Annotated in this window: 10 protein-coding genes and 1 pseudogene; 4 read left to right on the top strand and 7 right to left on the bottom strand. The window is 63.3% G+C overall.

What is annotated here, in order from left to right:
• The first annotated feature begins 53 nt into the window (after positions 1–53).
• Positions 54–2,195: a TonB-dependent receptor gene (locus N7573_RS08915; RefSeq protein WP_279912167.1), complete on the top strand. Its 2,142-nt coding sequence runs from the start codon at positions 54–56 to the stop codon at positions 2,193–2,195.
• 160 nt (positions 2,196–2,355) lie between these two features.
• The gene (locus N7573_RS08910) at positions 2,356–2,553 is read left to right on the top strand and encodes a hypothetical protein (RefSeq protein ID WP_032128612.1); all 198 of its coding nucleotides are present in this window, start codon (positions 2,356–2,358) and stop codon (positions 2,551–2,553) included.
• 110 nt (positions 2,554–2,663) lie between these two features.
• On the opposite strand, the gene N7573_RS08905 is transcribed toward N7573_RS08910, so the two are convergent.
• From N7573_RS08905 to N7573_RS08890, 4 genes are all read right to left on the bottom strand, one after another.
• Positions 2,664–3,986 carry an XVIPCD domain-containing protein gene (locus N7573_RS08905; RefSeq protein WP_279912168.1) on the bottom strand — a complete coding sequence of 441 codons (1,323 nt, stop codon included), beginning with the start codon at positions 3,984–3,986 and terminating at the stop codon, positions 2,664–2,666.
• 31 nt (positions 3,987–4,017) lie between these two features.
• Positions 4,018–4,881 (bottom strand): hypothetical protein, encoded by an 864-nt coding sequence (locus N7573_RS08900; protein WP_279912169.1) that lies wholly within the window; start codon positions 4,879–4,881, stop codon positions 4,018–4,020.
• 76 nt (positions 4,882–4,957) lie between these two features.
• A complete protein-coding gene (locus N7573_RS08895) occupies positions 4,958–5,365 on the bottom strand; it encodes a hypothetical protein (protein ID WP_049398248.1) in 408 nt (135 codons plus the stop codon).
• 498 nt (positions 5,366–5,863) lie between these two features.
• The gene (locus tag N7573_RS08890) at positions 5,864–6,211 is read right to left on the bottom strand and encodes a winged helix-turn-helix transcriptional regulator (RefSeq protein ID WP_049398249.1); all 348 of its coding nucleotides are present in this window, start codon (positions 6,209–6,211) and stop codon (positions 5,864–5,866) included.
• Positions 6,212–6,313: 102 nt separating this feature from the next.
• Here N7573_RS08890 and N7573_RS08885 point away from each other — a divergent pair, with 102 nt between their 5' ends.
• Complete coding sequence (locus N7573_RS08885) at positions 6,314–7,303, top strand: oxidoreductase (RefSeq protein ID WP_279912170.1); 990 nt, start codon at positions 6,314–6,316, stop codon at positions 7,301–7,303.
• 68 nt (positions 7,304–7,371) lie between these two features.
• Here the strand turns inward: N7573_RS08885 and N7573_RS08880 are convergent, their stop codons facing one another.
• Complete coding sequence (locus N7573_RS08880; protein WP_279912171.1) at positions 7,372–8,106, bottom strand: hypothetical protein; 735 nt, start codon at positions 8,104–8,106, stop codon at positions 7,372–7,374.
• Between the two features lie 179 nt (positions 8,107–8,285).
• On the opposite strand from N7573_RS08880, the gene N7573_RS08875 reads away from it, so the two are divergent.
• On the top strand, positions 8,286–11,039 hold the full coding sequence (locus N7573_RS08875) for a UvrD-helicase domain-containing protein (RefSeq protein WP_279912172.1): 2,754 nt from the start codon (positions 8,286–8,288) through the stop codon (positions 11,037–11,039).
• Between the two features lie 221 nt (positions 11,040–11,260).
• Here N7573_RS08875 and N7573_RS08870 read toward each other — a convergent pair.
• A pseudogene (locus N7573_RS08870) lies at positions 11,261–11,559 on the bottom strand (transposase); the annotation flags it as partial.
• A gap of 306 nt (positions 11,560–11,865) precedes the next feature.
• Positions 11,866–12,342 (bottom strand): hypothetical protein, encoded by a 477-nt coding sequence (locus N7573_RS08865; protein WP_279912173.1) that lies wholly within the window; start codon positions 12,340–12,342, stop codon positions 11,866–11,868.
• Positions 12,343–12,633 lie beyond the last annotated feature (291 nt).

Genomic DNA, 12,633 nt, shown 5'->3' with positions numbered 1-12,633 from the left:
GAAGTGTTGCAAATGCTAATCTTTCTCATTTGCAGACACGCCCCCCTCTCCCGATGCCTTTTCCAATGCCCCTGCAACGCGCCCTGTGCCTGGCACTGACCCTGCCCCTGGCAACCCTTGCCCATGCTGTCGAGCCCTCCACTGCCGCACCAAAGGACCTGGACAAGGTCGAAGTTCGCGGACGTGCACAGACCCTGTACCGGGTGGACGATGCTGCGCTCGGCACCCGCACGGATACACCGCTGGAGCTGGTCCCACAATCGATCCAGGTCATCCCGCGTGAACTGATCGACGATCAGGCCGCGCGTCAGGTGACCGACCTCTATCGCAGCATCAGCGGCATCAGCTACTTCAGCTATGCCGGGGTGACCCTGCGCGGCTTCCGCCAGGAGAACGTGCTGTATGACGGCCTGCGCGGCGACCCGTATGCAGGTTTCTCGGTCCCGCAGTTGTTCAACATCGAGCGCGTGGAAGTGCTGAAGGGACCGGCAGGTGCGCTGTATGGAGGTGGTGATGCAGGCGGCGTCATCAACTATGTAACCCGCAAACCGAAAGCCAGTGCCGGACGCAACATCGAGATCCAGCTGGGCGACAAGAACTTCCGTGCCGGATCGATCGAGGGTACCGGGCCGTTGAATGCCTCCGGCAGCGTGCGCTATCGCGCCGGGCTGTATGCCGACAGTGAAAAGGGCGTGCGCTGGAACACCGACAGCGAAAGCGTGATCGGCGACGCCTCGTTGGCCTTCGACATCGGCCAGACCGGCGAGCTGGTGCTGCAGTTCACCGACATCACCCAGAACCTCGGCGGCAATCGCCTGCGCGGCGTGCCGGTGAATGATGCGGGCACCTTCCTGACCGATCGCCGCTGGAACCACAACGAGGCCAGCGACTTCCTCGACATGCGCGCCAAAGTGGCGCTGGCGCAGTACCGCTTCGCACCGCGCGACAACCTGGATGTGGATTTTGCCGCTCGCTGGTTCAGCAACAACGAGCACCAGATGTACCACGAGCCGATGGGCCTGATCGATCGTGACCGCGATGGCGTGGCCGAGTGGATGACCCGCCAGCTGCGCAACCAGATCCGCGACAACGAAGCATTCACTGCCAACGGCAATGCAGTCTGGCGGGTGACGACCGGCGCGGTTGAGCACAAGGTGTTGTTCGGTGCCGATGTGTACCAGCTGGATGCGGATTTCACTGCACAGACCGCCAACAGCGCCGACCTTGCCCGTGGTGCGGGGCCGGTGCGCGGCATCGACCTGTTCAATCCCGTGTACGGCGCCAGTACCTGGCACGACTACAATCTGGCGGCCCTGCCCTGGCGCAGCACGTCCACCCGCAGCACGCGCTATGGCGGCTACCTGCAGGACGAACTGGCACTGGGCACACGCTGGCATGTGCTGGCCGGGCTGCGCTGGGATGGCTTCAAGGACGACGACCGCATTGCCGGCAGCAGTGTGGACGGCAACGACCTCAGCTGGCGGCTGGGCAGCACGTTCACCGTGCGCGAGGGCCTGAATGTCTACGCCAACGTGGCCAGTGGTTTCGTGCCGCAGAGTGCCGCCAACCAGAATCCGGCTGCCGGCGGACCGTTCGATGCCGAGCGCAGCAAGCAGTGGGAAGTGGGCATGAAGTCCCTGCTGGCCGACCGTGTGACCTTGAACATGGCCGCCTACCGGATCGACCGCAGCAATATCGTGCAGGCCACCGGCGAAGTGATCGGTGGCGTGAACCAGTTGGCCGCGCTGGGCCTGGTGCGCAGTACCGGCATGGAGCTTGACCTTCTGGCCGACCTCAGCGAGCGCTGGGTGCTGAATCTGACCTACGCCTACAACGATGCGCGGGTGAAGGATGCAGGCCCGAATGGCATCACCAACGCTTCCGGCGACCGATTCGCCAATGCGCCGCGCAACAAGCTGGGGCTGTGGACGCGCTACGACCTGCCGTCGATCAATTCGGCCATCGGCTTTGGTGCTGACCATGTGGGTGAGCGCGTCAGTCTGGACGGGCAGACGGTCAAGGCCTACACCGTGTTCGACATGAGCTGGAAGACCACATGGAAGCAGTGGCAGTTCCAAGCCAACGTCAAGAACCTGTTCGACAAGGTGTACGCGGCCAGTGGCTTCATTGAACGCAACGGGCATTTCCCCGGCGATCCACGGCGGGTGTATGTGCAGGCGGCCTACAGCTTCTGACCGGAAGCACTTGTAGCGCTGATCACTGCCGGCAAGCAGATCGTTGCCTGGCACTGGTCCACGCGTGTCCGAAACCGTCGGCACTTCCAGTCACTTGTGCACGATCTCCTCCGCCTGTAGCGTTGCCGTTGCCCAAGGAGGGCTATCAACGGAGTGAAGCATGAAGATTGGATTCAAGCTGTCTGTTGCTATTGCGGCTGCTGCACTGACCCTGGGAATCGGCAGTGCCTCCGCGCAGTCCCGCTGTACCCCGTGCTACACCGCCTACGAGGCCTGCCTCGCAGCGGGCAATGGCGAGAAGGTGTGCTACCCGGCTTTTGCCCGCTGCCTGCGGAACAGCGGCTGCACCATCCCGTAAGTCACGCACTGCCGTGATGTGTGCCGGCCCCCATTGCGGGGGCTGGCATTGGCTGCCAGGCACTGCCCCTTGCTACTGAAGAGGTTCCATACGCGATGGGCGGAGTGATTTCATCCCATCCGCATCGCGTTATTTTCGCGCGCCTGCACTTCGATATCCTGCTGGTGTTGCCCGACGGTCTGCTGCCGCTCCAGACTGGCGGCTTCCATCTGCTGCAACGACTGCGCAACCGGCGTATGCACTGCTACATCTGTTGGCATTGAAACGCGCAGGTGGGCGGGATCGTTCATCTCGCCCTGCACCACGAACACGTTCCGCCCTGCGGGAGTGTCGGCCGTCTGGGCGCTCAGCAGCACGTGATCGGCGCGTTCAAGCTGGTTGCGGCGGGCCAAGGCCATCACGCTCGCCACAAGACGCTCGCTGTTCTCATCGTGGGTGCGCCCGGCGCTGGCATCGATCGCGGCAACGCCTTCGCGCACCTGCTGCATCAGTGCGTACTCCCGATGGCCTGGGCCGATGTCCGCCAGGCGGGTCGGCGCCTGTGAGGGATCCGGCACGTCGTCCGCCGCTGCGGTCAGCGGGCTGCGGGTAATGGTCCGATACGGGTCGTCCGGGTGGAACAGGGTACGCTTTTCCTGGCGTTCCAGACGAACCTCGCGCGCGTCGTTGAGTTCAGCGATACGGGCGGGATCGGTGATCTCGCGCAGCGACATGTGACCGCCACCCGCATTGACGCTGGCCCATTTCCTGTCCGCCTCGAAGTACATCGCGTAGTAGCTGTTGCCACCGATGACGTTCGGATCGACCGCCGAGCGCCCTTCCAGGGCCTGGGTGGCTTCCAGCACACTCAACCGGGTCAGGTACTGGCCGCCCTTCGTCCATCCCATCTGGCTGATGGCATCGACGCTGGTGTTGCCTACGCGGGGGCCTCCGGCATAGTCGTTGTTGAGCATGTTGGTCCAGATCTGTTCCAGCTTCGCGGGGCCGCTCTTCTGTTCGGCCGCTTCCAGCAGCACGCGCGGGGTCCAGCAATTGGGGTCGAGTTCATGCCGTTCAAACGCACGATCGTGCGCCAGCATCACATCCTTGCCGGGAAGATTCAGTGCCAGGTCTGGGCGGCGTTCGTTCATCCACTGCCGCCGCAGTTCAAGATCTCTTTCGAGCAGGGTCTGCCCGAAGGACTCCCATTGCCGCTCGGTCAACTGTGCATTCGAGAAACGGGATCCCTCTTCCTGCTGGGTCTTCGCGTAGCCCTGTGCATAGCTGTTCGCTACGCGCCCCGGCAGGCTGTCATTGCGTACAACACCCAGCGCCAGTGTCCCGTACCCATCGGCGCCCGGCAGCTGCGACAGGTAGTTCCAGTAAAGCTCGCGGTTGCCATCTCTGGCATAGCTGCCAAGGATTCTGAGATCGTGTTCGGTCAATCCACTCATGCCTTACCCCTTCTCTTCCCTGAACCACCGATCACTTGGACCGGGTGCGCGCGATGACATCCCTGACGGCCTCTTCCATACGCTTCCAGTCCTTCAGAAACGCTCTCTTGTAGTCCAGGCTGATGGACAGCCTGTTGTCGATGTCCACGAAATAGTGAACGCAGCCCGCTGCCACTTCTCCCGGCTCGCTGATCACCTCGCCCCCCTCCAACCGCACGCCATCGCGTCGGAATTCCTCGCCGTCACATTTGATGAACGAGCTGATCCGGCCATCGCCCTGGCGTGCGATGTACCAGTCTCTCTCATAGGCCGGATTGCGGACAGGCGGCTTCCCGTACCGCGCCTCATGCTTCTTCGCGTACAACACCATCTTCGCTTCATCGATTGCATAGGGCGTCAGACCCAAGGTCTCCGGCTGTGCAACGCGTTGATCGAGACGGTCCCTGGAATCCTCCCTTTCCACAGAGCCCTCCTCCGTGATTGCTTCATTTGACGACAGCCTTGAGAGCAGTGTTTCGACGGGAACCCGATCAACGTAGTTGATCCGAATGGGAATCTCCTTCCGGAAATCATTCGTACGTGGGTTCGCCCGGGCGCCCGGCGGCGTCGGCTTCATGTCCGGCCATTCGATGACCAGGGTCACACCTTCTCCGGGCCACGGTGCGATCTGGCTGTCCAGATAATTGGCCGGAATGCGGAAGGTATTCGGCCCGAGCTTCACGTCCACGGGCGCATCGGTATAGGTGTGGCCGTTGATCGTGCGGCCGGTCTGGGTTGCGCCGGACATGGCGGGATTCCTTTCATTCTCGGTGGACGGCGGCCGTGCACACGCGCTGGCACTCACTGCGACGGCAAGTGCCAGCGGCAGACAACGGCGGGGGGACATCACGTGCATGGGCATTCCATTGCAGGGCTCCTGGGCCACTATAGGCAAGCGGGCGTCAACGGAACAGGAACCGCATCGCGGTCTTTCACGGAACCAGGCAGCATTCCAGCTGCAGCGACAGGGCCTGGCAGGCGTTGAACAGCCCGTCGACCAGCGCTGCGGACGGGTAGCACGCGGGATCGTCGCTCTCCCGCGCCACATGCGCGGCATGCAGCAAGGCGGTAAGCGCAGTGATGCCCGACGCGCTGCGGGTGGCCAGGGCCAGATCGAAGGCTCGGCCTGGGCTGAGCCGGGTTTCGGTCCAGGGCTGGCCGTCGGCGCGCAGATTCCCGCCATGCGCTTGAAGGTGCGCGAAGAACGCTGAGGGCACGACGGACTCCGCAGATTCACAGAGCGCGCCTTCCAGCTTCTCGGCCAGGGCCGCGGGAAGATCGCGCACTGCGGTGCCGAGCAGCTCGCGCAGGCGGGGAACGTCAGGGGTACGGTCAGGCATGGCGACAACCTCACGGTGTGGCCACCTGCAGATGCAAGGTGGCGGACGGTGCGGGTTGGCGTGCCGGATACGTACCACTAAAGCCGGCGGATCAGTAGATCCCCACGCACCGTCCGCCATGAACTGGCAGGCGGTGCATTGTCGCGGCTGCCGCCAAGGCAGCAAGCACGACCGGTAGTGGTACGTAAGTTCGGGACGCCAATCCCGGCCAGGGCGAGTGCCTTGGCGCGGGCATGATTGCCGCACTGAACCTGCACTGAGAAGTAGGAAAATCCCGCGCTGACGCGGTCTTACGCCGGTAGCGTCACGGCATGGCGGGTTATCCATCGACTGATGCACTTCGCCAGCAAACGTGCCCGGCTGGCGTGCGCTATCTGGACACCCTATCCAGCCATACACGACACGTCCATCGAGACACACGCTGCCCACTGGTGCCGCGGCCGTTGGCGAAACCGAAGTGCGCGCGCAGCGAAAGCACGTACGCGGCCCCTTCATCCTTCAGCTGTTGGCGTCCTCGCTCTTATGGCCGCGATAGGTTTCACCCCACTCGCGCATGGCAAGGAGTACCGGCACCAGCGTGCGCCCGAATTCAGACAGTTCGTATTCCACCTTCGGCGGCACTTCCGGGTACACGTGGCGGATCACCACGCCGTCAGCCTCCAGTTCCCGCAGCTGGCTGGTCAGCATGGACTGGGTGGCGTTGGGCACACGCCGCGTCAGCTCCATGAAGCGTCGCTTGCCTGTCATCAGGTGAAACAGAATGATCGGCTTCCACACGCCGCCCATCACCGACAGCGTGACTTCCACCGCGCAACCGCTCTTGCCGTCCCAACGCCTGCTACGCATGCATACTCCGGAAAACCATAGTACCTACGGAAAATCATCGTTCTTGTTGCGATAACGGTGCGAGCCTAGCATGGGCTCATCCACTGAACGTGAGACCGCACCATGAGTTTCAAGGCACTGCTGACCCGCAAGACCAACGACGGCGTTTCCACGGAGCTGGTCGATTTCGATGAAGCCAACCTGATGGATGGCGACGTGCTGGTGCAGGTCGAGTACTCCACGCTGAACTACAAGGACGCGCTGGCCCTCACCGGCACGCGCCCGGTGATCCGGACGTTCCCGTTGATCCCTGGCATCGATCTGGCTGGCGTTGTACTGGAATCGGGCAATGCCGGTTTCCAACCCGGTGACCGCGTGGTGTTGAACGGCTGGAATCTCAGCATGGGCCACCACGGCGGCCTCGCCCAGCGTGCCCGTGTTCGCGGCGAATGGCTCAACAGGATTCCCGCCAACCTGAGCACCCGCGACGCCATGGCCATCGGCACAGCAGGCTATACCGCCATGCTGTGCGTGCTGGCACTGGAAGATGCAGGCGTGACGCCCGGGAAGGGCGATGTGCTGGTCACCGGCGCCAACGGCGGCGTCGGCTCGATTGCGGTGGCGATCCTGTCCAAGCTTGGCTATCGCGTAGTGGCTGCCACCGGGCGACCTGAACACGCCGAGTATCTGCACAGCCTGGGCGCCGCCGAGATCATCGACCGCGCGCAGCTTTCAGCCCCGCGCGAGCGGCCGGTGAGTGCCGAGCGCTGGGCCGGCGTGGTCGATGTGGCGGGCGGCCCCACCCTCGTCAACGCCATTGCCGAGACGAAATACCGTGGCGCAGTGGCCGCCTGCGGGCTGGCGCAGAGTGATGATCTGCATGGCTCGGTGCTGCCCTTCATTCTCCGCAACGTGACGCTTGCCGGCGTGGATTCGGTGAATGCGCCGCAGGCCGTCCGCCAGCGCGCCTGGGATCGTCTTGCCACCGATCTGGACCCGCAGAAGCTGGAAAGCACCGTGCAGTTGATCGGGCTTGCCGGCGTGCTGGACGTCTACGACCAGATCATTCCGGGCAAGGTGCGTGGGCGGATTGTTGTGGATGTGAATGCGTGACGGCAGGCAGTCCCGCGGTGGCACGCTGCCGCCGCGGGGCCGATGCCGTGCTGTGCGTCAATGCAGCGCTATTCTGAAACTTCAATCGGCAGCTTGCATTCGCTGCGGAACTTCCCCGCTTTCTGGTCCAGTTCAGCACGTAGCTTCGGAATCTTCGCCAGCTTGCTGCGCATCGTCGCGATGGGCAGCACGCCCTTGGCGTAACTTTCCGTCACACCCAGAGCGTTAGGCGCACCGCGGATGTGCCACACCAGTTTTTCCAGGCCCGTACCGTAAGCCAGCAGCGTATCCAAAGACAGAAAAGCCCTTCCGCCGAGGTTTCCGTTTCGGAGGCGATTCCAGTCCATATTGCCTGTCAGGCTGGTGGAGTAGACCGAAAACTGCTTGTTCGGATCTTCCGACCGATACAGGTGTATCCAGGTGTGTCCGGGATCCTTCGGCTCCTGGCCGATTTCCTTGGCGTCAAAACGGAAACCCATGACCACTACGACCTCAGCCTCTGGAACAGCCTTCTGGCGCGTCGCGTCTTGTGGCCAGTAGTAATTCAGGGTCCAGCTGCTGGCCATGCCAGTGCCGAATGGCGTGCTGTTTGACGTCCATTCGTAGGTGTCGCGCGATGCCGTGGCACCCGTTGCTGCGTCCACCTCCCGGGACACACTCCATGTTCCGTCCGCTTCCTCAGTCCAGAAGCCACAGAACAGTGATGGGGTGGACGATTGCGCCGCCGCAGGCAGTGCTGCCAAAGACAGTACAACAGCCAGAAGGCAGTTGCGGCCAGATGTAGAGAACATTCCTGCAGGCATTGGATTCCTTCCCGGGGCGCCATCCACGGAGTAGTCGGAGCCATCCGCTACGGCATGGCGACAGCCTAACCCACTCCGACCACACGGCAACAGTCACGCGCCTGATCAAGCCCCCTTATCATGGGGCTGTAAGGGCACTTTACGCCCAGTGACGTACGCAAGGCAGTATCTGGATGTCTATGGAATGGCGCCCCTCGGGCTGGGGCCAGCGTGTGACCCGCTCGCCGGACTGGCGGCTGCGGCTGGATGGCGAGCATGTCGAGCTTCTGATTGAAGGCCGGCAGTACCGCCAACACATCGATGATGACCAGCGTGTGCGGATTCTTCCGGGCCTGTTCTGGGCCAGGGTTGCGCTGCAGAGCGAGGACGGCGAAACGCTGTCCGTGGACGGCCTGCCCAACGGCCAAGCTTCCCGCCTCGCGGCTGCTGTCCAGCAGGTGCTCTTCGCGCGCACCACACGCGGGCGCAAGGCGCTTTTCGAGGACATCCTGGAGCAGATCCAATCGTGGCTGGCCGAGGCCGACGCCCTCACTGACCGGGGCACCGCCGGCCGCCGCTGGATCACCCACGAACAGCAGCACATCCTGCTGGCCGAGCGCCCCACCCTGCCCTTGTCGCCGGTCGAGCTGGAACGGCTGTTCCTTGATGAGGATGTGCACGACGACCTGCACTCCCATAGCCATCGTGCCGCATTGGATGCCCTGCACGACTGGCAGCTGGATTGGCCCGCCGTATGGGGGGACGCCAATGCGACCATGGCGACGCGGGAGCTGGTGCTGGCCAAGAACTTCCTGGACCGGGTCGAGAGCAAGCCGCTGACCGAGGAACAGTCCCGCGCCGTCATCTGCTTCGACAACCGGGTCCAGGTCGTGGCCGCGGCCGGTTCCGGCAAGACCTCCACTATGGTCTCCAAGGCCGCTTATGCCATTGATCGGGGCTTTGTCGAACCCGAACGCATCGTGATGCTCGCCTTCAACAAGGACGCTGCCAAGGAGCTGGAGGAGCGCGCGCAGCGATCCTTCGATCGGCTCGGCATGGGCGACACCGTGGTTGAGTCGCGGACCTTCCACGCCCTGGGCCTGGCCATCATCGCCAAAGCCACGGGGCGCAAGCCCGATATCCCGGAATGGACCACTGACGCCACACTGGGCTTCAACAAGCTGGCCGAACTGGTGGACGATCTGAAGGATCGCTCGACCCACTTCCGCACCCAGTGGGATATGTTCCGCCTGGTATTCGGGCGTGACCTGCCGCCATTCGGCGCGGAAATGGAGGCCGACGGCTACGACCGCGATGGCACGCCCTACATCCGCACCCTGCAGGGGGAACGGGTGAAGAGCCTGGAAGAGTGCGTGATCGCCGACTGGCTCTTCTACAACGGCGTGACGTACGACTACGAGCGGCGCTACGAGTTCGATACCGCGACAGACACCCATCGCCAGTATCGCCCGGACTTCTACTATCCGGACGCCGGGCTGTATCACGAGCACTTTGCGCTGGATGCCGATGGCCAGCCGCCGAAGCACTTTGCCAACTACAGCGAAGAGATGCACTGGAAGCGCCAGCAGCATGTGGCACGCGGCACGGCCCTTGTCGAGACGACATCCTTTGGCCTGCGCAGCGGGCATGCCCTGCTGGATCTCGCAGAGAAGCTTGGCGAGTGTGACATCGAGCTCGACCCGAACCCGGACCGCGAGCTGCCCGATCAGGGCGCCAAACCGATGCCGGACGCGGACCTGATCGGCTTGATGCGCACCTTCATTGCCCACGCCAAGAGCAACTGCCTGACGCTGGATGACATGGCCGCACGCCTGCGGCAGATGCCCGAGGATCAGTTCAAGGAGCGACACCGTCGCTTCCTGGAAATCGCAGGGCCGGTTTTCCAGGCCTGGGACAACGCACTGGCTGACGAGCGCGGCATCGACTTCGAGGACATGCTCAACATGGCGGCCGGGCTGCTGGAACAGGGCCGCTACGAATCGTCTTACGAGCTGGTGATGGCCGATGAATTCCAGGACGCTTCGCGCGCCCGCGCACGCCTCTGCCGTGCGCTGGTCAGCCAACCGGGCCGCCATCTGTTTGCGGTGGGCGATGACTGGCAATCGATCAACCGCTTCGCCGGGGCCGACGTTTCGGTGATGACCGGATTCCGCGAGTGGATGGGCCATGGCCAGGTGCTGAAACTGGAACAGACGTTCCGCTGCCCACAGGCGCTCTGCGATATGTCCAGCCGCTTCATCAGCCGCAACCCCGCGCAGATCGCCAAAGCAGTTCGCTCTGCCGCACCGGCCATGGGCCCGGTGCTGCAGGCGTTCCAGATGAATCGGCGTGAGGAGGTGCAGGATGGCGTTCGCCAGTACCTCGCCAAGCTGCATCAGCAGTTGTTGTCCGGGGCGGTGCCGCAAGGGCGCAACGGACGCGTGACGGTCTTCATCCTGGGGCGCTACCGCGCCGATCGCAGCGCGATGCCTTCGGATTGGAAGACAGCCTTCGGCAGCACGATGGAGGTCGAATTCCTGACCGCACATCGATCGAAGGGGCGCGAAGCGGACTACGTGATCCTGCCGGGGATGATCCACCGAGGCTTCCCCAGCCTGCGGTCGGACGACCCGGTGCTTTCGCTGGCGATGCCGGATGGCGACACCTATCCACTGAGCGAAGAACGGCGGTTGTTCTATGTGGCGCTGACGCGAGCGCGGCGGTCGGTTGCGATGTTCACGCTGCAGGGCAAGCACTCGCCGTTCCTGGATGAGCTGGTCAAGGACGGGGCCGTGGAAGTGACGAGCCTGTCTGGCGCGGCCATCCACGAAGAACGCTGTCCGGTATGCAAGGTGGGCGTGTTTGTGGACCGCAATGGACCGCATGGGGCCTTCCGGTCGTGCTCCAGTTATCCGTTGTGCCACAACAAGCCGAAGGGTGGGCGGCGTGGGTAAGTGCATTCGGCCTCATCCATGTGCACCCGCCCAAACCAGGCTGCGCAGGCTGACGTAACGGTTCGATGTCTGGGCAGTAGCTGCGGAAGCAGCAAGAAAGGCCCCTGCTCCAAGGGGCATTTCCATGATTCTGGCAGAGAGAATGCCGGCCATGTAACCGACGTCGCTGGTACCAGCGACGTCGTCAACCGCACAAGGCGGACGGTGATCAGAACACGGCTCACCCGACACCTCAGGATGATTCCTTTGCAAAGACCGTCGCCGCTCCTCGCAAAAAATCCCATTCCTTCTTGACCCGAGCCAGCTCACGCTTAATGCGAGCCAGCTCGTCGTCCCGTGGCGCCCTGGTGCCGCCGAAAGCGGCAGCTCCCGGGTGCTGTGCTTCCCGCTTCCAGCGGGTCAGTAGGGTGTCCCGAACTCCCGGCTCCCACGCCACCTGGGCACAGCTGACGCCGGGCTGGCTTGCCTGCTCAACCACACCACGCTTGAACTCGACACTGAACTTCCTACGCTTTGACATGAACACTCCTCATGGCCTGCATCGGCCTTCTTGTGAGTGTCCGTGAAAACGGGATTGAACCCGTCGCCCGGCCAGACAGCGTGCACGTCAGCCCGCGGTACAGAGGACCGGGAAGGCGAATCGCGATGCCGCCGACCACGCGCTGCACGACACGCAGTTCACCAAGCGCGAGCGCCAGGAGCGCGCCGCCTACTACACAAACGAAGCCGAGCGGCGGGAGTTCCGCGCAGCGCTCGGCGGCCAGCAGATCACCAGTATCAAGGAGGCGCACTCATGACCCGTTGGCGTGACACTTATCGCGGCCGATCACTCGGCCGGCACAATTCCCGCCTCCACTGCGGCCGCATCGCAAGCGGTATCAACTTGTGTGATATGGCCATGCACGAGCTGCACCACCTTCATAGTGGTGCCCCAATCATTGTCTGACGGAACGCCAGCCAACGTCTCAGCGCTTGGAAATATGCGCGCCCAATTCTGGACGATCGCCATAGCGGCGGCCAAGTGTCCGGCAACTGGATGGCCGATGTAATGCAGCCGATCGCTGAGCGACTCCGCCACCGGGAATCTTTGCAGGAGTACCGAGCCTCGTATGCGACTACGGAAGCCCGGGTCTGCCAAGAACTGTCTTTCTGCGCCCTCAGCGAGCATCGCGTCCAACGTGCCATTCAAGATGCCACGGGCCAATGCCGCCTCAGCCCGTATTTGGATGAGGACCAGCAATCGGCGAGCACGCTCTTGGTCGGCACGGGCTTTCGATTCCTCCGACGCAATTTTCACGGCCAAGTTCGCAGCTCGATTGGCCGCTCTGCCCAGTCTTACGGACATGCGCCCAAGACAGTTTGCCTGGCGGCCAAGCCGAAGCGTAGCGATGCCGAGAAATACCGTCGCAAAGACTGCGAGTGTCGCGACGACAACCGCCCACCCGTCCCACCAGACGACACAGCCGTCGACCCCCAAGCCCGAGCACGTACTAAAGCCGCTCCACCAGCTCATTCCCTGATCCCCCTGTGGACTGCCGGGTATTCTGCCACGCCAATGCGGCCGGAGGAGATCACCCATGGCTGACCAGCTGCT

This window comes from Stenotrophomonas sp. GD04054 (assembly GCF_029836955.1).
In the GTDB taxonomy this organism is placed as follows: Bacteria; Pseudomonadota; Gammaproteobacteria; order Xanthomonadales; family Xanthomonadaceae; genus Stenotrophomonas; species Stenotrophomonas maltophilia_A.
This window is presented reverse-complemented; position numbering and strand designations above follow the sequence as displayed.

Excerpts from the sequence above, each read along its gene's own strand:
- N7573_RS08915 (WP_279912167.1), top strand. The coding sequence starts at position 54 with ATGCCTTTTCCAATGCCCCTGCAACGCGCCCTGTGCCTGGCACTGACC.
- N7573_RS08910 (WP_032128612.1), top strand. The coding sequence starts at position 2,356 with ATGAAGATTGGATTCAAGCTGTCTGTTGCTATTGCGGCTGCTGCACTG.
- N7573_RS08905 (WP_279912168.1), bottom strand. The coding sequence starts at position 3,986 with ATGAGTGGATTGACCGAACACGATCTCAGAATCCTTGGCAGCTATGCC.
- N7573_RS08900 (WP_279912169.1), bottom strand. The coding sequence starts at position 4,881 with ATGCACGTGATGTCCCCCCGCCGTTGTCTGCCGCTGGCACTTGCCGTC.
- N7573_RS08895 (WP_049398248.1), bottom strand. The coding sequence starts at position 5,365 with ATGCCTGACCGTACCCCTGACGTTCCCCGCCTGCGCGAGCTGCTCGGC.
- N7573_RS08890 (WP_049398249.1), bottom strand. The coding sequence starts at position 6,211 with ATGCGTAGCAGGCGTTGGGACGGCAAGAGCGGTTGCGCGGTGGAAGTC.
- N7573_RS08885 (WP_279912170.1), top strand. The coding sequence starts at position 6,314 with ATGAGTTTCAAGGCACTGCTGACCCGCAAGACCAACGACGGCGTTTCC.
- N7573_RS08880 (WP_279912171.1), bottom strand. The coding sequence starts at position 8,106 with ATGCCTGCAGGAATGTTCTCTACATCTGGCCGCAACTGCCTTCTGGCT.
- N7573_RS08875 (WP_279912172.1), top strand. The coding sequence starts at position 8,286 with ATGGAATGGCGCCCCTCGGGCTGGGGCCAGCGTGTGACCCGCTCGCCG.